26 protein-coding genes are annotated in these 24,582 nt (G+C 71.9%); 6 read left to right on the forward strand and 20 right to left on the reverse strand.

The window, feature by feature from the left end; translation table 11 throughout:
- Window positions 1–151: 151 nt before the first annotated feature.
- Both D7193_RS17340 and D7193_RS17345 read left to right on the forward strand, forming a co-directional pair.
- Entirely contained in the window at window positions 152–1,000 is an 849-nt protein-coding gene (locus tag D7193_RS17340; protein WP_120780572.1) for an ABC transporter ATP-binding protein, read from the forward strand.
- Entirely contained in the window at window positions 997–1,842 is an 846-nt protein-coding gene (locus D7193_RS17345; protein ID WP_120780573.1) for an ABC transporter permease, read from the forward strand. Before D7193_RS17340 ends, D7193_RS17345 begins: the two co-directional genes overlap by 4 nt.
- Before the next feature lie 66 nt (window positions 1,843–1,908).
- Here the strand turns inward: D7193_RS17345 and D7193_RS17350 are convergent, their stop codons facing one another.
- Window positions 1,909–2,862, reverse strand: coding sequence for an ArsR/SmtB family transcription factor (locus D7193_RS17350; protein WP_120780574.1), 954 nt, complete (start codon window positions 2,860–2,862; stop codon window positions 1,909–1,911).
- Window positions 2,863–2,919: 57 nt separating this feature from the next.
- Here D7193_RS17350 and D7193_RS17355 point away from each other — a divergent pair, with 57 nt between their 5' ends.
- Window positions 2,920–4,158, forward strand: a complete 1,239-nt coding sequence (locus D7193_RS17355; RefSeq protein WP_120780575.1) for an MFS transporter — start codon at window positions 2,920–2,922, stop codon at window positions 4,156–4,158.
- Window positions 4,159–4,222: 64 nt separating this feature from the next.
- Here the strand turns inward: D7193_RS17355 and D7193_RS17360 are convergent, their stop codons facing one another.
- The gene (locus D7193_RS17360; RefSeq protein ID WP_120780576.1) at window positions 4,223–5,071 is read right to left on the reverse strand and encodes a 3-hydroxyacyl-CoA dehydrogenase family protein; all 849 of its coding nucleotides are present in this window, start codon (window positions 5,069–5,071) and stop codon (window positions 4,223–4,225) included.
- Between the two features lie 130 nt (window positions 5,072–5,201).
- Window positions 5,202–6,638 (reverse strand): UDP-N-acetylglucosamine 1-carboxyvinyltransferase, encoded by a 1,437-nt coding sequence (murA, locus tag D7193_RS17365; protein WP_120780577.1) that lies wholly within the window; start codon window positions 6,636–6,638, stop codon window positions 5,202–5,204.
- Between murA and D7193_RS17370 the strand changes: the two genes are divergently transcribed.
- Together D7193_RS17370 and D7193_RS17375 are read left to right on the forward strand one after the other, a co-directional pair.
- The gene (locus tag D7193_RS17370) at window positions 6,637–7,209 is read left to right on the forward strand and encodes a cob(I)yrinic acid a,c-diamide adenosyltransferase (RefSeq protein ID WP_120780578.1); all 573 of its coding nucleotides are present in this window, start codon (window positions 6,637–6,639) and stop codon (window positions 7,207–7,209) included. The genes murA and D7193_RS17370 overlap by 2 nt on opposite strands.
- The gene (locus D7193_RS17375) at window positions 7,185–7,601 is read left to right on the forward strand and encodes a VOC family protein (RefSeq protein WP_120780579.1); all 417 of its coding nucleotides are present in this window, start codon (window positions 7,185–7,187) and stop codon (window positions 7,599–7,601) included. The genes D7193_RS17370 and D7193_RS17375 overlap by 25 nt, the downstream gene beginning before the upstream one ends.
- Window positions 7,602–7,662: 61 nt before the next feature.
- Here D7193_RS17375 and D7193_RS17380 read toward each other — a convergent pair whose 3' ends face one another.
- The 13 genes from D7193_RS17380 to D7193_RS17440 form a co-directional block, all read right to left on the reverse strand.
- Complete coding sequence (locus D7193_RS17380) at window positions 7,663–8,118, reverse strand: DUF2550 domain-containing protein (protein ID WP_120780580.1); 456 nt, start codon at window positions 8,116–8,118, stop codon at window positions 7,663–7,665.
- A 12-nt stretch (window positions 8,119–8,130) separates the two neighbouring features.
- Window positions 8,131–8,415 carry a F0F1 ATP synthase subunit epsilon gene (locus tag D7193_RS17385; protein WP_120780581.1) on the reverse strand — a complete coding sequence of 95 codons (285 nt, stop codon included), beginning with the start codon at window positions 8,413–8,415 and terminating at the stop codon, window positions 8,131–8,133.
- 87 nt (window positions 8,416–8,502) lie between these two features.
- On the reverse strand, window positions 8,503–9,645 hold the full coding sequence (locus D7193_RS17390) for an LCP family protein (protein ID WP_120780582.1): 1,143 nt from the start codon (window positions 9,643–9,645) through the stop codon (window positions 8,503–8,505).
- A gap of 215 nt (window positions 9,646–9,860) precedes the next feature.
- On the reverse strand, window positions 9,861–11,297 hold the full coding sequence (atpD, locus tag D7193_RS17395) for a F0F1 ATP synthase subunit beta (RefSeq protein ID WP_120780583.1): 1,437 nt from the start codon (window positions 11,295–11,297) through the stop codon (window positions 9,861–9,863).
- Window positions 11,297–12,226 carry a F0F1 ATP synthase subunit gamma gene (locus D7193_RS17400; protein ID WP_120780584.1) on the reverse strand — a complete coding sequence of 310 codons (930 nt, stop codon included), beginning with the start codon at window positions 12,224–12,226 and terminating at the stop codon, window positions 11,297–11,299. The genes atpD and D7193_RS17400 overlap by 1 nt, the downstream gene beginning before the upstream one ends.
- Before the next feature lie 10 nt (window positions 12,227–12,236).
- Window positions 12,237–13,892, reverse strand: coding sequence for a F0F1 ATP synthase subunit alpha (gene atpA / locus D7193_RS17405; protein ID WP_120780585.1), 1,656 nt, complete (start codon window positions 13,890–13,892; stop codon window positions 12,237–12,239).
- A 93-nt stretch (window positions 13,893–13,985) separates the two neighbouring features.
- A complete protein-coding gene (locus D7193_RS17410; protein WP_120780586.1) occupies window positions 13,986–14,807 on the reverse strand; it encodes a F0F1 ATP synthase subunit delta in 822 nt (273 codons plus the stop codon).
- Window positions 14,807–15,346: a F0F1 ATP synthase subunit B gene (locus D7193_RS17415; protein WP_120780587.1), complete on the reverse strand. Its 540-nt coding sequence runs from the start codon at window positions 15,344–15,346 to the stop codon at window positions 14,807–14,809. Before D7193_RS17415 ends, D7193_RS17410 begins: the two co-directional genes overlap by 1 nt.
- Before the next feature lie 29 nt (window positions 15,347–15,375).
- Window positions 15,376–15,606 (reverse strand): ATP synthase F0 subunit C, encoded by a 231-nt coding sequence (locus D7193_RS17420; protein ID WP_120780588.1) that lies wholly within the window; start codon window positions 15,604–15,606, stop codon window positions 15,376–15,378.
- 67 nt (window positions 15,607–15,673) lie between these two features.
- On the reverse strand, window positions 15,674–16,471 hold the full coding sequence (atpB, locus tag D7193_RS17425; RefSeq protein WP_120780589.1) for a F0F1 ATP synthase subunit A: 798 nt from the start codon (window positions 16,469–16,471) through the stop codon (window positions 15,674–15,676).
- Between the two features lie 11 nt (window positions 16,472–16,482).
- A complete protein-coding gene (locus D7193_RS17430; RefSeq protein ID WP_120781341.1) occupies window positions 16,483–16,719 on the reverse strand; it encodes an AtpZ/AtpI family protein in 237 nt (78 codons plus the stop codon).
- Between the two features lie 182 nt (window positions 16,720–16,901).
- The gene (locus D7193_RS17435; RefSeq protein WP_120780590.1) at window positions 16,902–17,333 is read right to left on the reverse strand and encodes a hypothetical protein; all 432 of its coding nucleotides are present in this window, start codon (window positions 17,331–17,333) and stop codon (window positions 16,902–16,904) included.
- Window positions 17,326–18,615: a serine hydroxymethyltransferase gene (locus D7193_RS17440; protein WP_206611924.1), complete on the reverse strand. Its 1,290-nt coding sequence runs from the start codon at window positions 18,613–18,615 to the stop codon at window positions 17,326–17,328. The genes D7193_RS17435 and D7193_RS17440 overlap by 8 nt, the downstream gene beginning before the upstream one ends.
- A 35-nt stretch (window positions 18,616–18,650) precedes the next feature.
- On the opposite strand from D7193_RS17440, the gene D7193_RS17445 reads away from it, so the two are divergent.
- Window positions 18,651–20,144, forward strand: a complete 1,494-nt coding sequence (locus tag D7193_RS17445) for an SDR family oxidoreductase (RefSeq protein ID WP_120780591.1) — start codon at window positions 18,651–18,653, stop codon at window positions 20,142–20,144.
- Here D7193_RS17445 and D7193_RS17450 read toward each other — a convergent pair.
- The 4 genes from D7193_RS17450 to prmC all read right to left on the reverse strand — a co-directional run bounded on the left by D7193_RS17450 (window position 20,119) and on the right by prmC (window position 24,561).
- Window positions 20,119–22,230: a transglycosylase domain-containing protein gene (locus D7193_RS17450; RefSeq protein ID WP_120780592.1), complete on the reverse strand. Its 2,112-nt coding sequence runs from the start codon at window positions 22,228–22,230 to the stop codon at window positions 20,119–20,121. The genes D7193_RS17445 and D7193_RS17450 overlap by 26 nt on opposite strands.
- 112 nt (window positions 22,231–22,342) lie before the next feature.
- Window positions 22,343–22,954 carry an arsenate reductase/protein-tyrosine-phosphatase family protein gene (locus D7193_RS17455; RefSeq protein ID WP_120780593.1) on the reverse strand — a complete coding sequence of 204 codons (612 nt, stop codon included), beginning with the start codon at window positions 22,952–22,954 and terminating at the stop codon, window positions 22,343–22,345.
- On the reverse strand, window positions 22,955–23,596 hold the full coding sequence (locus D7193_RS17460) for an L-threonylcarbamoyladenylate synthase (RefSeq protein WP_120781343.1): 642 nt from the start codon (window positions 23,594–23,596) through the stop codon (window positions 22,955–22,957). It abuts the gene before it with no gap.
- Window positions 23,596–24,561, reverse strand: a complete 966-nt coding sequence (gene prmC, locus D7193_RS17465) for a peptide chain release factor N(5)-glutamine methyltransferase (RefSeq protein ID WP_120780594.1) — start codon at window positions 24,559–24,561, stop codon at window positions 23,596–23,598. Before prmC ends, D7193_RS17460 begins: the two co-directional genes overlap by 1 nt.
- Window positions 24,562–24,582: the final 21 nt, after the last annotated feature.

Raw genomic sequence — 24,582 nt, forward strand, 5'->3', positions numbered from 1 at the left:
GGCGGGAGTCTAAGTTACCGTTCAGTAAAACGGGCTGTGGAAAACCACACACGTCCATGGAGCGGACGCCCGGGCGCAGAGGGCGCGACATGGGTCGCAGCACCACACCCCGCGCGGTCGCGGGCCGTGACCAGGTCGCACACTTGACGGCATGGATGACGAGCTGGCGATCTCCGTACGGGGGCTGCGCAAGGCGTACGGCGACACCACCGCCGTGGCCGGCCTGGACCTCGACGTCCGCCGCGGTGAGGTGTTCGCCCTGCTCGGCCCGAACGGGGCGGGCAAGACCACGACGGTGGAGATCCTCGAGGGCTATCGCCAGCGCGACGCCGGCGAGGTCACCGTGCTGGGCAGCGACCCGGCGGCGCCCGGCGCGGACTGGCGGTCGCGGGTGGGCATCGTGCTCCAGGGCACCGGCGAGTTCGACGAGCTGACCGTGGGCGAGGTGGTCCGCCACTTCGCCGGCTTCTACGCCGACGCCGACGACCCGGAGAAGGTGATCGAGCGGGTGGGGCTGGCCGGCAAGGCCCGCGCCCGGACCCACACCCTCTCGGGCGGCCAGAAGCGGCGCCTCGACGTGGCCCTGGGCATCGTCGGCCGGCCCGACCTGCTCTTCCTCGACGAGCCGACCACCGGCTTCGACCCGGAGGCGCGCCGCGAGTTCTGGGACCTGATCCGCGACCTGGCGGCCGCGGGCACCACGATCGTGCTCACCACGCACTACCTGGACGAGGCCGAGGCGCTCGCCGACCGGGTCGGGGTGATCGCCGGCGGCCAGCTCGTGGAGGTGGCCGCGCCGGCCCAGCTCGGCAACCGGCAGGAGGCGCTGCCCACCGTCTCCTGGCGTACGCCGGAGGGCGCGGTGGAGAGCGCGCAGAGCGCGACGCCGACGGCGCTGGTGGCGGAGCTGGCCGCGCGCTTCGGCGGTGAGGTGCCCGGCCTGACCGTGACCCGGCCGACCCTGGAGGACATCTACCTCACGATGATCGGACACCGATGACCACCACCACGAAGCCGGCGGCCCCGGTCGCCACCACCCCGGCCCGGCGGGTGGGCCCGGTCGCGCTCGGGCTGCGCCAGGGCCGGCTGGAGATCACCCAGTTCCTGCGCAGCCGGGAGTCCGTCGTGTTCACGATGGGCTTCCCGGTCATCATGATCCTGATCTTCGCGGCGATCTTCAACGACGAGATCGCTCCCGGAGTCAGCTACACCCAGTACTTCATCACCGGGATGATCGCCACCGGTCTCATGACGGTCAGCTTCCAGAACCTGGGCATCTGGATCCCCATCGAGCGCGACCGCGGGGTGCTGAAGCGCTACCGGGGCACGCCCATGCCGAAGTGGGTGTACTTCGCCGGCAAGGTCCTCATGGTGGTGGCGATCGGCGTGGCCGAGACCCTGCTGCTGCTCGCCGTCTCGGTCGCCTTCTTCGACCTCGACCTGCCGGCCACCGCGGGACGGTGGCTCACCTTCGGCTGGGTGTCGGTGCTCGGGGTGACCGCCTGCACGCTCTGCGGCATCGCCATCTCGTCGCTGGCCCGCACCGCGCGCAGCGGCTCGGCCGTGGTGACGCCGGTGGCGCTCGTGCTCCAGTTCATCTCCGGCGTGTTCTTCGTCTTCACCGAGCTTCCGAGCTGGATGCAGCAGGTGGCGGCGCTCTTCCCGCTGAAGTGGATGTGCCAGGGGCTCCGGTCGGTCTTCCTGCCGGACAGCTTCGGTGGCCAGGAGCCCGCCGGCTCGTTCGAGCTGGGCCGGGTCGCGCTGGTCCTCGCCGCCTGGTGCGTGATCGGATTGGTGCTCTGCCTCACCACCTTCCGCTGGACCACCCGGCGCGACGGCTGACCGGCGCCACGCGCCAGGGCCGCTGACCGCCGCCACGCGCCGGCGCGACGGCCCCGCGGGCCCCGCTCACCCGCCGGCCACGAGCGAGTCGCCGAGCGGCGTACGCCAGTAGAGCACCTCGCGGCCGGACCGCCGCCTGTTCACCGCGCCGCCGTCGAGCAGCACCCGCAGGTGGTCGCTCACCGTGCCGAGGGACAGCCCGGTCAGCGCCACGAGCTGCGAGGTGCTCAGCGGCGCGTCCAGCCGGGCCAGGATGTCGGCGCGGTTCGCCCCGATCAGCCGGGCGAGACCGTCGGGCGCCGGTGAGGTGGGGTCGACCAGGATCCCGCGCGCCGGATAGACCATCCCGAAGCGGGTCGGCACGTCCCAGAGCACCCAGCCCCGTCGGCAGTGCGCCGGCACGAACACCAACTGCTCGGCCTCGTGCAGCGACAGGGACGGTTCCGGGTAGTCGTTGACCTGCAGGCGACCGTCGCCCAGCCACCGCACGTTGCGGTTGATGTCGGCCAACGCCCCGGCCCAGCCGTGGGTGCTGAGAGCGGCGGTGCGGGCCACGATGTCCGCCCGCAGCCGGCGTTCCCGCTCCGGCCACTCCGGCTCCACGGTGCGCGTCCAGACCCACCGGAGGAGGTCCACCACCTGCCCGGTGAGGCCGTCCTCCAGCAGTTCGGCGGCGAGCGGCTCCGGGCGGGTGGCGCGCAGGTCGGCCCGGATCCGCTCGTCGGACAGCCCCTCGACGGTCGCCAGCTCCGCCGCGAACGTCGGGTCCGGCGAGGTGGGCGCGATGGTGAGGAAGTCCGCGATCCACCGGAAGTTGAACGACGCCGACACCAGCGCCCGGGCCGCCGGCCGGGCGGCCAGCATCTCCCGGAACGCGTCGACGTGGGGTCGCCGCCAGGCCTGCTCCCACGGGACGTGCGCGTGGCGCAGCGCCTTCAGCGCCGCGACCGTCTCGGCCATCGGCGAGACCGTGAACCGGCTCCGCGCGACCAGGTCGGACGGCACCTGCCAGACGCCCACCTTTCGCCTCCAGACGTAACTCTGGGGATCGGCCCGGCACCACCGGACGATCCTTCCGTGAGAACGTACGCAGACTTGTTCGCGGTCCGGGAGTTCCGCAACCTGTTCCTCGCGAACTGCGCCGGAATCGCGGCGCACACGACGTCGGCGCTGGCCCTCGGCGCGTTGACGTACGCGTCGACCGGCTCGGCCCTGCTCACCGCCCTGAGCATGTTCGGCGCGCCGCTGGCCGGCGTCCTCGGCAGCCTCACGTTGCTCTCCGCCGCGGACAGCGTGCCACCCCGCCGGGCGCTGACCTTCGCCGCCCTGCTGGTCACCGCGGGGGCGGCGCTACAGGCCGTCCCCGGGCTGCCCCTGTGGGCCCGCTTCGCGGTCATCTTCGGGAGCGCGTACGTCGGCTCGATCACCGCCGGCGCCCGGTGGGCGCTGCTCACCGACATCGTGCCGGTCGACGCCTACGTGCTGGCCCGGGCCACGATGAACACCAGCGTCGGCGTCATGCAGATCGCCGGGTTCGGGCTGGCCGGCGTCCTGCTCGTCTGGCTGAGCCCGTACCAGGTGTTCCTGCTCGCCCTGGCCCTGCGCGCGGTGGCCGCGGCGGTGGGATGGTTCGGGCTCTCCGAGCATCCGGCCCGGGCCGCCGAACGGGTGACGGTGGCCCGCACCCTCCGCGTCAACCGGGAACTCTGGGCCGACCCCGGTCGCCGGTCGCTCCTGCTCAACCTCTGGGTTCCCGGCGGTCTGATCGTCGGCTGCGAGGCGCTCTTCGTCCCGTACGCGGGTGATCGCGCCGGCTTCCTGCTCGCCGCCGCCGCCCTCGGCATGCTCGCCGGGGACGTGGTGGTGGGGCGGTTCCTGACCGCCGCCCGCCGGGAGCGGTTGATCCGTCCGCTGCGGCTGCTGCTCGCCGTCCCGTACCTGGCCTTCGTGCTCTCGCCTCCGCTGCCGCTGGCCATGGCCATCGCACTGATCGCCTCCGTCGGCTACGCGGCCGCGCTGCCCCTGCAGGAGCGGCTGATCACCCACTCGCCGCCCGAGGCCCGCGGTCAGGTGCTCGGCCTGCACGGCAACGGCATGCTGGCCGGGCAGGCGGTGTGCGCGGCCCTCGCGGGCACGGTCGCGGACCTCCTCTCGCCGTACCGTGCCGTCGCGCTGCTGGCCGCGGCGTCGCTGGCCGCCACCGTCGCGCTCACCTCCGGCCTGCGGCGGACGGCGCCCGGAGCCGCACCACCACCTCGCGACGGCCGCGACACCGGCGAACGGACCACCCCCGGCCGGGCCACCACGGCCCCCTGAGAACGGCGGAGGCGCCGGCGGCCACCCGCTCGGGGCCACCGGCGCCTCCCACCGGCCGTCCGGCTCAGTACGTGTAGAAGCCCTTGCCGGTCTTGCGGCCCAGGTCGCCGGCGGTGACCATCCGCTGGAGCAGCTCCGGCGGGAAGAACTTCTCGTCCGCGGTGTCGGTGTAGATGTTCTTCGCGGCGTGGAGCAGCACGTCGACCCCGGTCAGGTCGGTGGTGGCGAGCGGGCCCATGGCGTGGCCGAAGCCGAGCTTGCACGCCGTGTCCAGGTCCTCGGCGGAGATCACCCCCGACTCGACGAGCTTGACCGCCTCGACCACGAGGGCGGCGATCAGCCGGGTGGTGACGAAGCCCGCGATGTCCCGGTTGACGACGACCACCGTCTTGCCGATCTCCTCGGCGAACGCCCGTACGGTGGCCAGCGTCGCGTCGCTGGTCTTGTAGCCGCGGACCAGCTCGCAGAGCTTCATCATGGGCACCGGCGAGAAGAAGTGCGTGCCGACCACCGACTCGGGACGCTCGGTCACCGCGGCGATCTGCGTGACCGGGATGGCCGAGGTGTTGGTGGCGAGGACGGCGTCGGCCTTGCAGATCTTGTCGAGCGCCCGGAACACCTCGTGCTTGATCTCCAGGCGCTCGAAGACCGCCTCGACCACGATGTCCGCGTCGGCGGCGGCCTCCAGGTCGGTGGTCGGGGTGATCCGGCCGAGCGTCGCCTCGACCTCGGACGCCTCGATCTTCCCCTTCTCGGCGAACTTCTCCAGCGACCGCCGGATGCCGTCGACGCCCCGCGCGGTGGCCGCGTCGTCCAGGTCCCGCAGCGTCACCTGCCAGCCCGCCTGCGCCGCCACCTGGGCGATCCCGGAGCCCATCAGCCCGGCCCCGACGACCGCGAGTCGACCCGCCATCTGCTCTCTCCCTCGCCTGAATGAGTGTCTGCCAGCACCCGAAAGGTCTGTCCGACAAGACTCGCTCGGGCGAGTCCTGTCGAACAGACCCTAGTAGGCGGGACTGAACGATGGCTAAGCCGGATCGGGGTCAGATGGTGAGGTCGGGTTCCTCCGGTGCGGTTCCGCGCTCCACCTCGACGCCCAGCGCCCGCAGGTCGGCCACGAAGTCCGGGTAGCCACGGTCCACGTGGTGCACGTGGGAGACCTCGGTGACCCCGTCCGCGCAGAGCCCCGCGATGATCAGACCGGCGCCGGCCCGGATGTCGGTGGCCCGCACCGGGGCGCCGGACAGGCGGTCACGGCCGCAGACCAGGGCGTGGTGCCCGTCGGTCTTGATGTCCGCGCCGAGCCGCATCATCTCGTTGGCGAACATGAACCGGCCATCGAAGATGTTCTCGGTGATCAGGGAGGCGCCGTCGCTCACCGCGGCGAGCCCGATCGCCATGGGCAGCAGGTCGGTGGCGAAGCCGGGAAAGGGCAGGGTCACCACGTCGACCGCGGCGGGCCGGTCGGGCATCCGGATCCGGAACGCGTCCGCCCGGGTCTCCACGAGCCCGCCGGCGGCCACCAGCTTGTCCAGCGCGACCTCGAGGAAGGCCGGGTCGGCGCCCGTCACCGTCACGTCGCCGCGGGTCATGGCGGCGCCGAACGCCCAGGTGCCGGCGACGATCCGGTCCCCCACCGTGGCGTGCCGCACCGGCCGGAGCTCCGGCACCCCCTCGATGTGCAGGGTGGACGTGCCGGCGCCGGAGATCTGCGCGCCCATCTGCCGCAGCATCGTGCAGATGTCGACGATCTCGGGCTCCCGGGCCGCATTGTCGATGACCGTGGCGCCACGGGCCAGCACCGCCGCCATCACCAGGTTCTCGGTGGCCCCCACGCTCGGGAAGTCGAGCGTGATCTCGGCGCCGTGCAGCCCCTGCGGCGCGGATGCGATCACGAATCCGTGCTCGCCGGAGATCTCCGCGCCCATCCGGGTGAGCCCCGAGATGTGCATGTCCAGACCGCGCGAGCCGATGGCGTCGCCGCCGGGGTGGGCCACCCGGACGTAGCCCAGCCGCGCCAGCAGCGGCCCGAGCACGCAGATGGACGCGCGCAGCCGGCGGACGAGGTCGTAGTCGGCGTCGGTGCCGGGCCGCGCGGGCACGTCGATGCTCACCGACCGGGAGCGGGCCACCCCGCCCCGGGCCACCATCGGGTCCACCGGGTCGTCCGCGTCGAACCGGACGTCACAGCCGAGCCGGCGCAGCACCTCCCCCATGATGGCGATGTCCGTGATCCGCGGAACGTTGGTGATCACGCTCCGGCCGGGGGCGAGCAGCGCGGCGGCCATCAGTTTCAGCGCGGAGTTTTTCGCGCCCACCACGTGCACGGTGCCGGCCAGCCGGGCGCCACCGCGGACGCGGATGACGTCGACGTCGTTGACCGCCGTGTCCCCGGCGTCGCCGGGGCCGACCGTGGCCGGCCACCCGGCGTCCGGCCGCACCGGGATCGTCAGGTCCGGTATCCGTAGGCTGTGCGTCATGGCCGTCCACCTCACGCGCATCTACACCAGGGCCGGCGACGCCGGCACGACCAGGCTGAACAACAACGAGCAGGTGCCGAAGAACGATCCGCGGATCGTCGCGTACGCCGACGTGGACGAGTGCAACGCCGCGATCGGCGTGGCGCTCGCCCTGGGCCAGCTCGACGACGAACTGCGGGCGGTCCTCGGGTCGATCCAGAACGACCTGTTCGACGTGGGCGCCGACCTGTCCACCCCCGTCGAGCCGGAGCCGAAGTACCCGCCGCTGCGCGTCACCGAGGAGTACGTCGAGCGCCTCGAGGGCTGGTGCGACGACTTCAACGCACGCCTGAGCAAGCTCGACTCCTTCATCCTCCCCGGCGGCACCGCGGGCGCGGCGCTGCTGCACGTGGCGCGGACCGTGGCCCGGCGCGCCGAGCGTGCGGCATGGGCGCTGGTCAGCCACGACCCGGAGCGGACCAGCAGCGTCCCGGCCAAGTATCTCAACCGGCTCTCCGATTTGCTCTTTATTCTGGCAAGAACGGCAAATCCGGCCGGAGATGTGCTATGGGTCCCGGGAGGCGAGCGCTGACCGGCGGCCTGCACCACGTCGAGGTGTGGGTCCCCGATCTGCGGGCCGCCGAACATGCTTGGGGCTGGCTGCTCGCCGAACTGGGCTGGACGCGCTTCCAGGAGTGGCCGGCGGGCCGCTCCTGGCGGCTCGGCCCCACGTACCTCGTGCTGGAGGAGTCCCCGGCGCTGAGCGGGCGGCGGCACGACCGGCTCGCCCCCGGCCTCAACCACCTCGCCTTCCACGCCGGTCCGCCGGCGGCGGTGGACCGGCTCGTCGCGGCCGCGCCGGCGCACGGCTGGACGCTGCTCTTCCCCGACCGGCACCCGCACGCCGGCGGCCCGGAGACCTACGCCGGCTACCTCGCCGACGGGCAGGGGTACGAGGTCGAGCTGGTCGCCGACGTGAGGTGAGCGCCCCGCCCCTCAGTACCCGGACGAGTGACCGGGCCCACCCGGTCGGGACGCGGTCGGGTCAGGCGGCCGGCCAGTCCTGGGAGGCCAGACGCGGCGAGGCCGCCCCGGGTGGGGCGGCCTCGAGCCAGGAAAGGAAACCGGTCACCGTGGAACGCGCCATTGCGATCTCCACCGGCGCGTGGTGACTGGTACAGCGGAGAATGACCCAGTCGGCCGGCATGGAGAGCCGCTCCTGCCCCTCCGGGAGCCGCCGCCGCTCGACGGCCAGCCCCTTGCGGGAGAGCACCCGCTTGGGACGCAGCGCGAAGCTGAACATCCGGTACCAGCGGAGTTCGTCGCCGACGAAACGGCCGAAGCCGGGCGACCAGCCGCGCCCGTCGAGCAGGGTGGAGACCCGGACGCTGAGCCGGATGATGCCACCGCTACGGGTGACGAGGGCCCGCCGCACGAAGAGGATCAGGAGCGCGCCGAGGACGACGGCGATGCCGATTCCGATCCCTTCGACGATCTCCATCGGCGGTGCGGCTCAGCGAGCCTGCGCGGCGGAGGCCGGGGTGGCGCTCTCGGCGAGTACGGTCACGCCCTCGGCGCTGACCGAGAGGAAGCCACCGTCCACGTCGTAGGTGACCTGCTCGCCACCTGCAAGCTTGATGCGGACCTGACCCGGCTCGGCGAGCTGGCCGAGCAGCGGCGCGTGCCCCGGCAGCACGCCGAGCTCACCCTCGGTCGTCCGGGCGACGACCATCTCGGCGTCACCGGACCAGACCTTCTCCTCGACGGCTACGAGCTCGACGTGAAGCTGCTGTGCCACGCTGTCTCCTTGCTGCGGCGGCGGGTTGGGCAAATTCTAGTCCCGCCGCCGCAGCGCACCCAACGCGGGTGGCGAGAGCGGCCCCGATCACTTGTTCTTGTTGACGAAGTCCGGGTGCTCCAGCAGGAACGGGTCGAGCTGTTCGTTGTGCAGGGCGGTGAAGAAGTCGTCCACGCCCGCCTTGAACTGCTCGCCCTTGTACTTGTCGCCGTCGAAGACCGGCCCGCCCGGCAGTTTGATCATCTGGATCGTGTTCGGGCGGATGTTCTTCAGCGCGAGCGCGAAGTCGACGACGCTGTTGCCCCGGCCGCTGAAGATCAGCGACTGCCCGGCGGCGCGGAGCACCTTGTCCAGCTTGATCGGGTTGGCCACCACGTCGGCGCTGAACGCCTGCCCGGCCATCGCCTTGACGAACTGCTGCTGGTGCCGCTGCCGGCCGTAGTCGGCGTCGGGCACGCCGTTCTTCGGGTAGCGCTGCCGGACGTAGTCCAGCGCCTGCCAGCCGCTGAGGTGCTGGGTGCCCTTCTTGTAGACCGCCTGCGGCCCGATGTAGCCACCGCCGCCCGGCTTGCCCTCGCGGTGTCGTCCGCTCGGCTCGCGGTGCTCGGAGCGCACCTCGCGCTCGATGTACATCGTGACGCCGCCCATCGCGTCGACGATCTTCTGGAAGCCCGTGAAGTTGATGATGGCGCCGGCGTCGAACCGCTTGATCCCGGTCTCCCTCTGCACGGTCTTCGAGAGCAGCTCGAAGCCGCGGGCGGCGTCCGGGTTCTTGCCGGGGATCTGGCTGCCGAAGGACATCGCGGCGTTGAGCTTGGTGCGCTCGCCGTGGAAGTTCGCCGGCTCGAACGCCGGGATGTCGACGTAGAGGTCCCGCGGCATCGAGAACAGGTACGCGCGGTCCATCGACGACGGCACGTGCAGCACCATGATCGAGTCGGCCAGCGGCGGCGTCTCGGGGTTCCGGGGGTCGATGCCCACCAGCAGGATGTTGAGCGGACCCTTGATGTCGCTCTTGCGGGGCTGGGCACCGGCGGCCTGGTCACCGAAGAGGTCAGCCTTGCCGACCGCGCCCTCGTACCGGGCCGTCAGCACCTCGGTAACGACGAGCACCCCGCCGCTGAGCACCATGAGCACGGTCCCGAAGACGGTGCAGATCCGCGCCCACCGGGGTACGCCCCGCCAGATGGACGACTTGCGGCCGTTCTTGCCGGCCTTGGCCACGAGCATCTCCGTTCGTCACGCCGCTTTCTTCTTGTGAAGACGGCGCGCGTCGTTGAAAAGTTGCACCGATCAACGCTGATCCTGGTAAACGCGCGATGAACGGTACCCCGGTGGCCGGCGACTGCCGACCACGGAGAACCGAGCAGCGGCGATGATAGGGCCCGAAGATGAACAAAAGGCCGCCCCGGGGTTACCGGGGCGGCCTTTTCGTTACGGGCGCGTCAGCCCTTCATGAGCTCCGCGGCCTTGCGCTCGAGGTCGTCGAGACCGCCGCACATGAAGAACGCCTGCTCGGGGAAGTGGTCGTACTCACCCTCGCTGATCTTCCGGAAGGCCTCGATGGTCTCCTTGATCGGGACCGTCGAGCCCGGAACGCCGGTGAACTGCTCCGCCGCGTAGGTGTTCTGCGACAGGAAGCGCTCGATCCGGCGGGCCCGGCCGACCGTGACCTTGTCCTCCTCGGAGAGCTCCTCGATGCCGAGGATGGCGATGATGTCCTGCAGGTCCTTGTAGCGCTGCAGGATCCGCTTCACCTCGGTGGCCACCGCGAAGTGCTCCTGGCCGACGAACTCCGGGGCGAGGATCCGGGACGAGGACGCCAGCGGGTCCACGGCCGGGTAGATGCCCTTGTCGGAGATCGACCGCTCCAGGTTGGTGGTCGCGTCCAGGTGGGCGAACGTGGTGGCCGGAGCGGGGTCGGTGTAGTCGTCCGCCGGCACGTAGATCGCCTGCATGGAGGTGATGGCCTGGCCCCGGACGGAGGTGATGCGCTCCTGGAGCTCGCCCATCTCGTCGGCCAGGGTCGGCTGGTAACCCACGGCGCTCGGCATACGGCCGAGCAGGGTGGAGACCTCCGAACCCGCCTGGGTGAAGCGGAAGATGTTGTCGATGAAGAGCAGCACCTCCTGCTTCTTCACGTCGCGGAAGTACTCCGCCATCGTGAGCGCGGAGAGCGCGACCCGCAGCCGGGTGCCCGGCGGCTCGTCCATCTGGCCGTAGACCAGCGCCGTCTTGTCGATGACGCCGGACTCGGTCATCTCGGCGATGAGGTCGTTGCCCTCACGGGTCCGCTCACCCACGCCGGCGAAGACCGACGTACCACCGAAGTTGCGGGCCACGCGGGTGATCATCTCCTGGATGAGCACCGTCTTGCCCACACCGGCGCCGCCGAACAGGCCGATCTTGCCGCCCTTGACGTACGGGGCGAGCAGGTCGATGACCTTGATGCCGGTCTCCAGCATCTCGGTCTTCGGCTCCAGGTCCGCGAAGGCCGGGGCCTTGCGGTGGATCTGCCAACGGTCGTCGGCCTCGAGCGTCTCGCCCTCGGTGAGGTTCAGGACCTCGCCGATCGCGTTGAACACGTGGCCCTTGACGGCGTCGCCCACCGGCACGGTGATCGGCGAGCCGGTGTCACGCACCACCGAGCCGCGGACCAGGCCGTCGGTCGGCTGCATCGAGATGGCGCGGACCACGTTGTCGCCCAGGTGCTGGGCGACCTCGAGGGTCAGCGTCTTCTCGCCGCCGGAGAGCGTCACGTCGACGTTGAGGGCGTTGAACAGGTCCGGCATGGCGTCGCGCGGGAACTCGGCGTCGACGACCGGGCCGATGACCCGGACCACGCGACCCGTGGCCGTCTTGGTCTCTACTGGGGCAGTCATCACACTTCACTTCCCGACGCGGCCAGCGCGTTCGCGCCGCCGACGATCTCACTGATCTCCTGGGTGATCCCGGCCTGGCGGGCCGAGTTCATCTCACGCGTGTACTTCTCGATCATCTCTTCGGCGTTGTCCGTGGCCGCCTTCATGGCGCGCCGCCGGGCCGCCGACTCGCTCGCCGCCGACTCGATCAGCGCCGCGTAGATCCGCGTGTTGATGTACTTCGGCAGCAGCGCGTCGAGCAGCGCCTCCGCCTCCGGCTCGAACTCGTACGCCGGCAGCAGGCCCTCGGACCGCGGGCGGTCCTCCACCTGCATCGGGCCGATGATCTTCGCGACCGGGGTCTGCGTCATCAGGGAGTGGAACTCGGTGTAGACGATGTGCAGCTCGTCGATCCCGAGCACCCCGTCCGCCCCGGCGCCGCCGTCCACGTCGTCCGCACCGGCCGAGAACGCCTTGATCAGCGTCTCGCCCACCGTGCGGGCGTCCGCGAACGCCGGCTGCTCGGAGAAGCCCGTCCAGCTCGCCTCGATCGGCCGGTTGCGGAACCGGTAGTACGTCACGCCCTTGCGGCCGACGACGTAGAGCACCGGCTCCTTGCCGTCGGCCCGCAGCCGGGCGATCAGCGACTCCGCCGTCCGGATCGCGTTGGTGCTGTAACCACCGGCCAGACCCCGGTCGGCGGTGACCAGCAGGACGCCCGCCCGGCGCACCCGCTCGCGCGGGGTGAGCAGCGGGTGGTCGATCCGCGCGTTGGACGCCAGCGCCGTGAGCACGCCGGTGATGGCCTGGGCGTACGGCAGGGACGCCTCGACCCGGGCCTGGGCCTTGGCGATCCGGCTCGTCGCCACGAGCTCCATCGCCTTGGTGATCTTCTTCATCGACTTCGCCGAGCGGATCCGTTGACGAAGAACGCGTACCTGGGCCGCCATGGGTCAGCCCTTACTGGTTCTCGACCGGGCGGTCGGTCGCACCGTCACGGAACCGGGTCACCGTCTCGCGGTTCTCCTCGCCCTCCAGCGGAGCGGCGGGCGCCTCGTTGATCTGGCGCTCGTCCTCGCGGCCGAGGAAGACCTGCTTGAACTCGGTGATGGCCGACTCGAGCGAGCCGATGATGTCGTCGTCCCACTTGTTGTCGGCGATGGCCGCCAGCACGCCCGCGTTCTTGTGCCGCAGGTACTGGAGGAACTCCGACTCGAAGCGCCGGATCTCGCCGACCGGGACGTCGTCCAGCTTGCCCTCGGTGCCGGCCCAGACCGAGACGACCTGCTCCTGCACCGGGTACGGCGAGTAGTTCGGCTGCTTCAGCAGCTCGACCAGGCGGGAACCGCGCTCCAGCTGGGCGCGGGAGGCCTTGTCCAGGTCCGAGGCGAAGGCGGCGAACGCCTCCAGCTCGCGGTACTGGGCCAGGTTGAGCCGGAGCGAACCGGCGACCTTCCGCATCGGCTTCACCTGGGCGGCGCCGCCGACCCGGGAGACCGAGGTGCCGACGTTGATGGCCGGCCGGACGCCCTGGTTGAACAGGTCGGTCTCGAGGAAGATCTGGCCGTCGGTGATCGAGATGACGTTGGTCGGGATGAACGCCGAGATGTCGTTCGCCTTGGTCTCGATGATCGGCAGGCCGGTCATCGAGCCGCCACCCAGCTCGTCGGAGAGCTTGGCGCAGCGCTCCAGCAGCCGGGAGTGCAGGTAGAAGACGTCACCCGGGTACGCCTCGCGGCCCGGCGGGCGGCGCAGCAGCAGCGACACGGCCCGGTACGCCTCGGCCTGCTTGCTCAGGTCGTCGAAGACGATCAGGACGTGCTTGCCGCCGTACATCCAGTGCTGCCCGATGGACGAGCCGGTGTAGGGGGCCAGGTACTTGAAGCCGGCCGGGTCGGACGCCGGGGAGGCCACGATGGTCGTGTACTCCATGGCGCCCGCCTCCTCCAGCGTCCCCTTGAGGGAGGCGATGGTGGAGGCCTTTTGGCCGATGGCGACGTAGATGCAGCGGACCTGCTTCTTCGGGTCGCCGGAACGCCAGTTGTCCCGCTGGTTGAGGATCGCGTCCAGCGCGACCGTGGTCTTGCCGGTCTTGCGGTCGCCGATGATCAGCTGGCGCTGGCCACGGCCGATCGGGGTCATGGCGTCGATGGCCTTGATGCCGGTCTGCAGCGGCTCGAACACCGACTGCCGGGACATCACGTTGGGGGCCTGGAGCTCCAGCTCCCGGTAGCCCTCGTTCGTGATGTCGCCGAGGCCGTCGATCGGCTGGCCGAGCGCGTTGACCACCCGGCCGAGGAAGGCGTCGCCAACCGGCACGGAGAGCACCCGCTCCGTGCGCTTGACGCGCTGCCCCTCCTCGATGCCGCTGTAGTCACCGAGGACGACGACACCGATGTCCCGGACGTCCAGGTTCAGCGCCACGCCGAGCGTGCCGTCCTCGAACTCCAGGAGCTCGTTGGTCATGGTCGAGGGCAGGCCCTCGACGTGGGCGATGCCGTCGCCGGCGTCAGCGACGGTGCCGACCTCCTCGCGGGAGACGTCGGTCGAGTAGGAGGAGACGAAGCGCTCCAGGGCGCCGCGGATCTCCTCCGTCGAGATGGTCAGCTCGGCCATCCTCTGCTTCCTTATGTATCAGGGGCCCGGGATACCTAGTACCGACCGGTCCGAGTGGCGTCTGTCGTTCAGGGCGCTGTGCGGCTGAGCCGGTCAGCGCTTCGCGAGCGCGTTGCGGGTCTCGTTGAGGCGGCGCAGGACGGTGCCGTCGTACAGGTCGGAGCCGACCCGCACGCTCACGCCACCCAGGACGTCGGGGTTCACCGTCTGTCGGACGGATACTTCCCGACCGTATATCGCGGAGAGGCGAGCGCCCAGCCGCTGCTCCTCCTCGTCACTCAACGGGGAGGCCACCGTGACGTACGCGACCTGCCGGTCCCGCCGGTCGGCGGCCAGCTCGACCAGCCGGGTGAGCGCCCCCGTGAAGGAGCGCCCGCCGAAGCCGGCGAGCGCGACCCCGACGAGGTAGGCGGTGACCGGCCTGGCCTTGCCGCTGAGCAGCTGGTCGACCAGGGTCCCCCGCCGGTCGGCGGGGACCATCGGGTCGGACAGCACGCTGGACAGCTCGGGAGAACCGGCGACGACCTGCCCGAAACGGAACAGCTCGTCCTCGACCTCGCCCAGCTCGCCGGCGGAGTCGGCGCTGGCCAGCAGCGCCTCCACGCCCAGCCGCTCGACGCCGTCGAGCAGTTCCGACGGCGCCGACCAACGGCCCGAGACCAGCGCGGTGAGCAGCGCGAGCGCGTCCGCGCCGATCTTGCCGCGGAGCATCCCCTCGATCAGCCCGGACCGGTCCTCGCCGGACCGGGCCGGGTCGGAGAGCGCCCGGCGCAGCCGCGGCTCCCGCCGCAGCAGGGCGGCGACGGAGAGGATGTCGTCGGCGGTGGTGGCCACCGCCGACGGCTCCGCGCCGCGGACGTACTCGTCGAGGCGCTCGGCCGCGATCTTGTACGACTCCCGGCTGGCGGCCTGCATCAGCGGGCCCCCGTGCTCTCGAGGCTGCTCAGGAACCGGTCGACGGTGCCCTTGCGACGCGCCTCGTCGGCGAGCGACTCGCCAACGATCTTGCTGGCCAGGTCGACCGCGATGGTGCCGACCTCCGCGCGCAGCTCGCGCACGATGGTGGCCCGCTCGGCGGCGAGCTGGTCCTTGCCGGCCTGGATGACCCGGTCGGCCTCCTCCCGCGCCTTGGCGAGGATGTCCTGCCGGATGCCCTCGGCGTCGGCCCGGGCGTCGTCCCGGATCTTGGCGGCGTCGGTGCGTGCCTCGGCGAGCTGCGCGCGGTACTGCTCGAGCAGCTGGTTCGCCTCGGCCTGCGCGGCCTCGGCACGCTTGATGCCACCCTCGATGGCGTCGACCCGCGCCTGGAACGTCTGCTCCATCCGCGGGAAGACGAACTTCATCAGCACGAAGCAGAGCACGATGAAGGCGATGCCACCGACCACGATCTCCTGCCAGAGCGGGAGGATCGGGTTGTGGGTCGTCTCACCACCCTCTGCGGCGAGCAGGAACATGGAAGACCTCCCGGTCTACTCAGACGGGATCAGGCGCCGGACCAGACGAAGCCGAACGCGACGCCCAGCAGGGCCAGCGCCTCGATGACGGCGAAGCCGATCCAGACGTACGGCAGGGTCATCCGGGACGACTCCGGCTGCCGGGCGGTCGACTGGATGTAGGCGGCGAAGACCAGGCCGACGCCGATACCCGGGCCGATGGCGGCGAGGCCGTAGCCGATGGCGGCGGTGCTGCCCTCTACCGCGGCGACGATGTCCATTAGTGGGTTCCTCCTGGTTATCACGCGTGACGGTCACGCGGGACGACAACGGTTGGTGCGAGGTGGATCAGTGTTCCTCGGCGAGCGCGCCCTGCACGTAGCTGGCCGTCAGCACCGTGAAGACGTAGGCCTGCAGGACGATCACCAGGAACTCGAGGAAGGTCAGCGCGATGGTCATCAGCCAGGACACCACCGAGACCGGCGCCAGCAGGGCGTTGGCGTTGAGCATCGCGAAGCCGCCGAGCGTGAAGACCAGCAGGAGCATGTGGCCGGCGAACATGTTCGCGAAGAGACGAACGGCGAGCGAGAAGGGCCGGACGAGGAACGTCGAGAACGCCTCGATCGGGATCAGCAGCGGCAGGATGTACCACGGCGCCGGCGGCACCAGCGCGTTCTTGAAGTACTTGACGAAGCCGTGCTGCTTGATGCCCACGTAGTTGAACAGCACGTAGCTGATCGCGGCGAGGAGCGCCGGGAAGGCGATGTGCGAGTTCGGTGAGATCTGGAAGAACGGCACGATCGCGAAGAAGTTCGTCAGCAGGACGAAGCAGAAGAGCGTCGTGAAGTACGGCGCGAACCGCACCCCCTGGTGCCCGATCATGTCGACCGCGATGTTGTTCCGCACGAAGCCGTAGATCGACTCGGCGAGCCACTGCTTCTTGGTCGGTACGAGCTGGGGCTTGCGGTAGGTGAGCAGGAAGAACAGGATCAGGATCCCGACCGCCAGCCACACCATGAGCGTGATCTTGGTGAACCAGTAGTTGTTGTGCGCGCCCCACGGGGCGATGCTGGGCAGGTAGAAGTCCTCCACGCTGGGTGGGAAATTGACCTCGCCCTGTGCCAGGACGTTCGACTGTCCGAACACCGCGTCCCTTCCTATTGAGGCGTACCGAGCCTGCGGACGACCAGGACGATCCCCCCGGCCATGCCAAGCACGATCCCGATCCCGGTGGCGACGCCACCGGTCTCCAGCCACCGGTCGACCAGCCAGCCGATGAAGCCCCACACGAGCATGCCCGCGATCAGGTAACTGAGCGCGGTCCAACCCTGACCGGCACCGGGCGGAACGTCGCCCGGGCCGCCAGCGTTGGGGGGTTTCTGGTCACCGGCCATGACGGGGCGAACGATATCAGTCGAGTACACGAGGCTGTGCCTCACCCCCCGCACAACCTGGTTGTGTGGGACACGGGTGGGCGAAGTCGTCTGGAGGCACGCTACTCCCCTTCCGCCAGCGAGAGAATGACCGATCACGGACACATCGGCGCGCCGCCCGAAAGGTGAGACGCCCCGATCGCTCAGCGCTGCGCCCGCCGGGCGTGGACCGTCGTCAGCCACCAGATGTGCATGCCGGTCCAGACCACCACGCCCGCGGCGATGCCCAGGCACATCGGGATCAGGCCGGGCCAGCCGGTCGAGGCGACCCCGACCATCACCGCGCCGAGCAGGGTGAACTTGGCGACGTAGAGGCCGAGGCCGAACGGCAGCACCAGCTGCGAGTCGCGGGAGTCGGCCCAGGCCAGCACCACGGTCGTGAGCGTGTAGCTGACCACCGTGACGGCCACGCCGACGGCGGCGCCGAGCGCGGCGTCCGCCCCACCGGTCACCCCGCCGACGACCGCGGCGGCCGCGGCCAGCACAGCCGACGCGACCAGCAGCACCGGCAGGTGCCGCAGACGCCAGCTCCGGTCCTCGGCCGCGTCCGCCGCCCGGGCCGCGGGCTCAGCCACGGGGGTACGCCGGAAACGCGGCCACGAGGTCGGCCACCTCGGCGCCGATCCGGGCCAGCTCGTCGGTGCCGCCCGGGGCACCGGGGTCGGTGCGTACCGCCCGGGCGATCAGCGCGGCCACCTGCCGCATCTCCGCCTCCCGCATGCCCTGGGTGGTCACGCTCGGCGTGCCCACCCGGATGCCGGAGGCGACCATCGGCTTCTGCGGGTCGTACGGGATGGCGTTCTTGTTCAGCGTGATCGCGGCGGCGTCGCACCGCGCCTCGGCGTCCGCGCCGGTCACCCCGGTCTCGCGCAGGTCGATGAGGGCGAGGTGGGTGTCGGTCCCGCCGGAGACCGGGCGCATCCCCTCCGCGGCCAGCCCGGCCGCGAGCGCCCGCGCGTTGCCGACCACCTGCTCGGCGTACGCCCGGAACTCGGGCTGGGCGGCCTCCCGCAGCGCGACCGCCTTGGCGGCCACCGCGTGCATCAGCGGGCCGCCCTGGGTGAACGGGAAGACGGCCTTGTCGACGCGCTGGGCCAGCGACTCCCGGCAGAGGATCATGCCGCCGCGCGGGCCCCGGAGCACCTTGTGCGTGGTGCAGGTGACGACGTCGGCGTACGGCACCGGCGAGGGGATGGCGCGCCCGGCGACCAGCCCGATGAAGTGCGCCGCGTCCACCATGAGGTACGCGTCGACCTCGTCGGCGATCTCGCGGAACCGGGCGAAGTCGATCAGCCGGGGGTACGCGGTGGCGCCGCAGATGATCATCTTCGGCCGGTGGGCGCGGGCCAGGTCCCGGACCTCGTCGTAGTCGATCAGCTCGGTGTCCCGCCGCACCCGGTAGCCCACCGTGGCGAACCACTTGCCGGAGAAGTTCACCCGACTGCCGTGGGTGAGGTGCCCGCCGTGCGGCAGGTCCATGGCGAGGACCGTGTCGCCGGGCTGCACCAGCGCCGCGTACGCGGCCAGGTTCGCGCTGGCGCCGGAGTGCGGCTGGAGGTTGGCGTGGTCGGCGCCGAACAGCTCGCGGGCCCGGGCGATGCCGATCTCCTCGGCCCGGTCCACCTCGGCGCAGCCGCCGTAGTAGCGCCGCCCGGGGTAGCCCTCGGCGTACTTGTTGGTGAGCGTCGAGCCGAGCGCGGCCAGCACCGCCGGCGAGGTGAGGTTCTCGCTGGCGATCAGCTGGAGCCCGCCGCGCAGCCGGTCCAGCTCACCGAGCACCACCCCGGCTATCTCGGGGTCGGTGGCCCGGAGCTCGTCGAAATCCGGCCCCCAGAAGGTGCTCGTCACGGTGTCCACGACGAAGCAGTCTATGGGGCCGCAGACTGGAGACCGTGAGATGCCTGGTCACCGGCGCGACCGGTTACATCGGGGGGCGCTTGGCGCCCCGCCTCCTGGCCGAGGGGCACCGCGTGCGGTGCCTGGCCCGCCACGCCGGCCGGTTGCGCGACGTCCCGTGGGCGTCGCAGGTCGAGATCGCCGAGGGCGACCTGCGCCGGCCGGAGACGCTGCCGCCCGTGTTCGCGGGTGTGGAGGTGGCGTACTACCTGGTCCACTCGCTCGGCCAGGCCGGATTCGAGAAGGCCGACCGGGAGGCGGCGCAGGAGTTCGCCGAGGCGGCGCGCGCCGCGGGCGTACGCCGGATCGTCTACCTGGGTGGGCCGGAGCCGGCCCACGGCGACGACGCGGCCTCGGCCCACCTGCGCTCCCGGGCCGAGGTGGGTCGCATCCTGCTCGACAGCGGCGTGCCGACGGCCGTGCTCCGGGCGGCGGTCATCATCGGGTCCGGCTCGGCGTCGTTCGAGATGCTGCGGTACCTGACCGAGCGGCTGCCGGCCATGACGACCCCGCGCTGGGTACGCAACCGGATCCAGCCGATCGCGGTCCGGGACGTGCTGCGCTACCTGGTCGGCTGCGCCACCCTGCCGCCCGAGGTGAACCGCGGGTTCGACATCGGCGGGCCGGAGGTGCTCACCTTCCAGGACATGATCCAGCGTTACGCCCGGGTGGCCGGGCTGCGCCGGCGGATCATCCTGCCGGTCCGGCCGCTCAGCCCGACGCTCTCGTCGTACTGGGTCGGGATGGTGACCCCGGTGCCGAACGCGATCGCCCGGCCGCTCGTGGAGAGCCTGATCCACGAGGCGGTGGCCCGCGAGCACGACATCGCCACGTTCGTGCCCGACCCGCCGGAAGGGCTGACCGGCTTCGACCGGGCGCTCGAGCTGGCCCTCGCCCGGGTGCGGGACGCCCAGGTGGAGACCCGCTGGTCGACCGCGAGCGTCCCGGACGCGCCGGCCGAGCCGCTGCCCAGCGACCCGTCGTGGTCCGGCGGCACCGCGTACACGGACATGCGCGAGCGGGTGGTGGACGCGCCGCCGGAGGCGCTCTGGCGGGTCATCGAGGGGGTCGGCGGCGAGCACGGCTGGTACTCGTTCCCGCTGGCCTGGTCACTGCGGGGCTGGCTGGACCGGCTGGTCGGCGGCGTGGGGCTACGCCGCGGGCGGCGCGACCCGCACCGGCTCCAGGTCGGCGAGGCGCTGGACTTCTGGCGGGTCGAGGAGATCGAACCGGGCCGGCTGCTGCGGCTGCGCGCCGAGATGCGACTGCCCGGGCGGGCCTGGCTGGAGATGCGGGCGCTGCCGGCCGACGGCGGGCGCAGCCGGTACCAGCAGCGGGCCGTCTTCCTGCCGCGCGGGCTCGCCGGGCACGCCTACTGGGGCGCGGTGGCGCCGTTCCACGCCGTCGTGTTCGGTGGGATGGCCCGCAACATCGCGCGCGGGGCGGAGCACGACGCCGCGGCGCTCAGTTCCCCGTCCGTGCCCCGGTGACCTCGAAGGCGGTCCGCTCGCTGGGCGGCACGAAGTCACGCACCGGCTCGTCGCGCAGGGCGAACGAGAGCACCTCGCCGACGGCCTCCACGAGCCGGGACTGCACCGCCTGACCGACCGCGTCCCGGGGGTCGTCCGGGTTCGCGGCCATCGTGGCGACCGTGAGCTGCGGCGTGAAGGCGACCACCGTCTCCGTGGCGTACCCCTCCGAGCTGCCCGTCTTGCCAGCGACCGGCCGGCCCAGCCGCGTGCGCAGCCCGTCGGCCGTGCCGCCGTCGCACCGGCCGTACATCGACTGGTCCCCCACCGGGCAGCGGGCCGCGTCCGCGGCCGCCCGCGCCACGTCGGTGTCCAGCACCTGGCGGCAGTCCGGCTTCGCGGCGGTCACCGGCCGCCCGCCCGCGTCGGTGATCGACACCACGGGCAGGGGCGCGCACCACGTCCCCTCCGCCGCCACGGTGGCGTACGCGCCGGCCAGGTCGAGCGGGGTGGTGGCCGAGACGCCCAGGGTGAACGGGCCCCAGTCCTTCGCGCCGTAGCGGGCCAGCCGCGCGTCCGAGTCGGCCCGGAACACGATGCCGAGCCGTTCGGCCATCTCCACCACGCGGTCCGCGCCGACCTGTTCCGTGAGCCAGGCGAAGTACGTGTTGACCGAGCGGCCGAAGGCCGTCCACATGCTCTGCCGGCCGCCCATGGACGCCGAGGCGTTCTCCGGGCACCACCGGCCGCCGCAGCTCGCCGGCCCGGTCACCGGGTACCGGGTCACGAGGCGGCCCGGGGCGTCGTACTCGGTCTGCAGCGGCAGCCCGGACTCCAGCGCGGCCAGCATGGTGAAGAGCTTGAACGTCGAGCCGCCCTGGTAGCCCTGGATCGCACCCCCGCCCGCGACCAGCTGGTTGACCGTGTTCGGGCGGTTCTCCTGCCCGTCCGGGTTCTCGGCGACGCTGTAGGTGCGGTTCACCGCCATGGCGAGCACCCGGCCGGTGCCGGGCTGCAGCACGGCGGTCGGCGCCGTGCGGGGGTCCGCCGTGGGATAGACGCGCTGCACCTGTTCGACGGTGGCGCGCTGCACGGCCGGGTCGAGGGAGGAGACGATCGAGAAGCCACCCCGCCGGAGGGTGCGCTGGCGCTCGTCCGCCGTGGCGCCGAAGGCCGACTGGGCGCTCCACCACCGGGTGAACCAGTCGCAGAAGAAGCCCCAGTCGTTGTGTGCCGCGGGCACCGCCGTGCAGTCGTTCGGGGTCTGGCTGGGGCGCAGGTCCAGCGGCTCGGCCTTGGCCCGCGCCGCCTGGTCGGGCGGCACCTGGGCGGTCTCGACGAGCCGGTCCAGCACGTACGTCCGGCGTTCCCGGGCGGCGTCCGCGTCGCCGTTGATCGGGTCGTCGGTGTGCGGCGAGCGCACCAGCCCGGCCAGCAGGGCGGCCTCGGGCAGGGTCAGGTCGGCGGGCGACTTGGAGAAGTACCGCTTGCTCGCCGCCGCGATCCCGTACGCCCCCGCCCCGAAGTACGCGATGTTCAGGTACCGGGAGAGGATCTCCTCTTTGCTCAGCTCCCGTTCCAGGGCGAGCGCGTAGCGCATCTCCTGGACCTTGCGGGCGGTGGAGACCTCGGTGGCGGCCCGGCGCTGCTCCTCGGAGAGCCGCGGGTCGCTGCTCAGCACGTTGCGCACGTACTGCATGGTCAGCGTCGAGGCGCCCTGCCGCGTCTCGCCGTCGCGCTGGTTGACCGTGAAGGCCCGCGCCACGCCGCGCAGGTCCACCCCGCTGTGCTGGTAGTACCGGACGTCCTCGGCCGCGACGATGGCCTGCCGCATCACGGGTGCGACGTCGCGCAGCGGCACGTCCACCCGGTCCTCCTGGTAGAAGGAGGTGATCAGCGTGGTGCCGTCGTTGGCGTAGAGGTTGGAGCGCTGGGCGGTGGGTGGCGTCCGCAGCGTGTTGGGCAGCTCCGAGTAGGGGGTGGAGAGCGCGCTGAAGCCGATCCCGAACACCAGCGCGACCGGTAGCGCGGCCCCCGCCAGCACCAGTCCGGCCAGCAGGCCGGCGATCAGCACGGTCAACACCTTGTCGAGATGGGCCCGGATCATCAGCTCTCCCCGCAGGAGCCGGTCACGCTAGGACCCGTTCAGAATGACCCGGAAAGCCCCGTTTGCCGCTGGTTTTCCCTAAACCCGGAGGAAATTCGCGAGGAGGGACGCGTCAGGGCAGAAGGGCGACCGCGAGCGGCTGAACGGTCTCCTCGATCTCGTCGGCCACCCGGCTGAAGCACTGGTCGCCCCGACCCCACGGATCGTCCAGGTCGTCGGTCGCCAGCGGGGTCGCGCCGTGGCGCGCGTCGTGCGCCGCCGCCACGAGGGCCACGCCCCGCGCGTGCACGGCGTCCGGCGTGGCCTCGGCCGCCGGCAGCCCGGCCGTGTCCACGGCACCCAGCAGCCGGCCGAACTCGCCCAGCACGAACGTGCGCGCCGCCGCGTCGGGACGCAGCGCCACCACGTACTCCTGCTGGTCCGCGGTGGCGGTGAGGACGAGATCCGCGGCGTCGATGTGCTCCGAGCGGAGCTTCCGCGCCGCGAAGCCCTCCACGTCGCCGCCCCGCGCCGTGACCTGCCGGGCCGCCGGCGGGTTCATCTCCTCGCCGGCGTGCCACCCGCCGGTGCCGGCGCTGTGGCTGTGCACCAGCCCGTCGGCGCCGGCCGGGTCCAGCCCGCGCCGCGTCAACCGCTCCCGCACCGCCAGGGCGAGCAGCCGCTCCGCCATCGGGGACCGGCAGATGTTGCCCATGCAGACGTGCAGGACGGTGAACGGCGGCACCTAGACCCCCTCGACGATGTCCGGCACCACGTCGCGGAGCTTCTCCATGGGGATCGCGCCCTGGCGCAGGACCTGCGGCACCTCGCCGGTGAGGTCGACGATCGTGCTGGGCACCGGATCCGGGCAGGGGCCGGCCTCCAGGTACGCCCGCACCGAGTAGCCCAACTGGTCGCGGGCCTCCTCGGCGGTGAGCGCGGCCGGCTGGCCGGTCTTGTTGGCCGAGGAGACCGCCATCGGACCGGTCTCCCGCAGCACCTCCAGCGCCACCGGGTGCAGCGGCATGCGTACCGCCACCGTGCCGCTCTTGTCGCCGAGATCCCACTGGAGGCTCGGCGAGTGCTCGACCACGATGGTCAGGGCACCCGGCCAGAACGCCTCGACCAGGTCGCGGGCCGCGCGGGGCAGCGACAGGACCAGGCCGTCGAGCGTGTGCCGGCTGCCGATCAGCACCGGGGGCGGCATGTGCCGGCCCCGGCCCTTGGCGTCCAGCAGCGCCTTCACGGCGTACGGGGTGAACGCGTCCGCGCCGATGCCGTAAACGGTGTCCGTCGGCAGGACGACCAGTTCTCCGTTCTTGACCGCCTCGATGGCCGCGGCGATGCCGCGGTCCCGGTCGGCGGGCGACCGGCAGTCGTAGAGCATCACGAGGAGCCAGTCTGCCACGCCGACCCGGGGCCGGCTCGGCGGCCGTCCGACCGGCGGGACGCGGTGGCGAATCGGGGCCGTCCCGTCAGGTCCCGGTGGGCCGTGACCGCCGTGAACCGGCCGTCGGCCACGAGCAGCGCGGGCACGTCCGCCGCGTGTGTGTCGTCGTGCTCGATGCCGAGCGCCCCGCCGGGACGCAGGAGCGCACCCGCCCGGGTGACCACCGGACGGATCACGGTCAGGCCGTCCACGCCGCCGAACACCGCCTCCGCCGGGTCGTACCCGGCCACCTCCGGTGCCACCACCGTGTCGGCGGGCACGTAGGGCGGGTTGCAGAGCAGCACGTCGACCCGGCCGGCCAGGTCGGCCAGCAGGTCCGGTGCGGTGACGTCCGCCTCGACCACCTCGATCGGCCGGTCCCCGGCGGCCGCCCGGTCGGCCGCGTTGCGGCGCAGCCAACGCAGCGCGTCCGGGGAACGTTCGACCGCCACCACGCGCGCCGACGGCAGCTCCTGGGCGACCGACAGCGCGATGGCTCCCGAACCGCTGCACAGGTCCACCACCAGCAGCTCCTCCGGCCCCCGGCCCCGCGCGAGCGCCCGGCCCTGCTCGATCCCCCAGCCGGCGAGCAGCTCGGTCTCCGGGCGGGGCACGAAGACGCCCGGCCCCACGGCCAGTTCGAGACGCCGGAACGCGGCGCTGCCCACGAGGTGCTGCAACGGCTCCCGCTGGGCCCGCCGGGCCACCAGCGCGTCGAAGGTGGCAAGCTGACCGGCGTCGAACCCGTCGACCAGCGCCAGCCGGCCCCGCGGCACACCCAGCACGTACGCGGCCAGCAACTCCGCCTCCGTCCGGGCCGCCTCGACACCGGCCTCGCCGAGTCGGCGGGCCGCCTGCGCCACGGCGGCCGAGGGTCGTTTCCGGTTCGTCCCTTCGGAGGGGTGTTGCGGCTCGATGGTCACGACATAATCATGAGGCGTCGC

Origin of the sequence: Micromonospora costi, from assembly GCF_003626655.1 — a bacterium.
Taxonomy (GTDB): domain Bacteria; phylum Actinomycetota; class Actinomycetes; order Mycobacteriales; family Micromonosporaceae; genus Micromonospora; species Micromonospora costi.

What these genes read in the sequence shown, in the direction of transcription:
- D7193_RS17340 (WP_120780572.1), top strand. Translation starts at nt 152, where the DNA reads ATGGATGACGAGCTGGCGATCTCCGTACGGGGGCTGCGCAAGGCGTAC.
- D7193_RS17345 (WP_120780573.1), top strand. Translation starts at nt 997, where the DNA reads ATGACCACCACCACGAAGCCGGCGGCCCCGGTCGCCACCACCCCGGCC.
- D7193_RS17360 (WP_120780576.1), bottom strand. Translation starts at nt 5,071, where the DNA reads ATGGCGGGTCGACTCGCGGTCGTCGGGGCCGGGCTGATGGGCTCCGGG.
- D7193_RS17370 (WP_120780578.1), top strand. Translation starts at nt 6,637, where the DNA reads ATGGCCGTCCACCTCACGCGCATCTACACCAGGGCCGGCGACGCCGGC.
- murA (WP_120780577.1), bottom strand. Translation starts at nt 6,638, where the DNA reads ATGACGCACAGCCTACGGATACCGGACCTGACGATCCCGGTGCGGCCG.
- D7193_RS17375 (WP_120780579.1), top strand. Translation starts at nt 7,185, where the DNA reads ATGGGTCCCGGGAGGCGAGCGCTGACCGGCGGCCTGCACCACGTCGAG.
- D7193_RS17380 (WP_120780580.1), bottom strand. Translation starts at nt 8,118, where the DNA reads ATGGAGATCGTCGAAGGGATCGGAATCGGCATCGCCGTCGTCCTCGGC.
- D7193_RS17390 (WP_120780582.1), bottom strand. Translation starts at nt 9,645, where the DNA reads ATGCTCGTGGCCAAGGCCGGCAAGAACGGCCGCAAGTCGTCCATCTGG.
- atpD (WP_120780583.1), bottom strand. Translation starts at nt 11,297, where the DNA reads ATGACTGCCCCAGTAGAGACCAAGACGGCCACGGGTCGCGTGGTCCGG.
- D7193_RS17400 (WP_120780584.1), bottom strand. Translation starts at nt 12,226, where the DNA reads ATGGCGGCCCAGGTACGCGTTCTTCGTCAACGGATCCGCTCGGCGAAG.
- atpA (WP_120780585.1), bottom strand. Translation starts at nt 13,892, where the DNA reads ATGGCCGAGCTGACCATCTCGACGGAGGAGATCCGCGGCGCCCTGGAG.
- D7193_RS17410 (WP_120780586.1), bottom strand. Translation starts at nt 14,807, where the DNA reads ATGCAGGCCGCCAGCCGGGAGTCGTACAAGATCGCGGCCGAGCGCCTC.
- D7193_RS17415 (WP_120780587.1), bottom strand. Translation starts at nt 15,346, where the DNA reads ATGTTCCTGCTCGCCGCAGAGGGTGGTGAGACGACCCACAACCCGATC.
- D7193_RS17420 (WP_120780588.1), bottom strand. Translation starts at nt 15,606, where the DNA reads ATGGACATCGTCGCCGCGGTAGAGGGCAGCACCGCCGCCATCGGCTAC.
- D7193_RS17430 (WP_120781341.1), bottom strand. Translation starts at nt 16,719, where the DNA reads ATGGCCGGTGACCAGAAACCCCCCAACGCTGGCGGCCCGGGCGACGTT.
- D7193_RS17450 (WP_120780592.1), bottom strand. Translation starts at nt 22,230, where the DNA reads ATGATCCGGGCCCATCTCGACAAGGTGTTGACCGTGCTGATCGCCGGC.
- D7193_RS17460 (WP_120781343.1), bottom strand. Translation starts at nt 23,596, where the DNA reads ATGCTCTACGACTGCCGGTCGCCCGCCGACCGGGACCGCGGCATCGCC.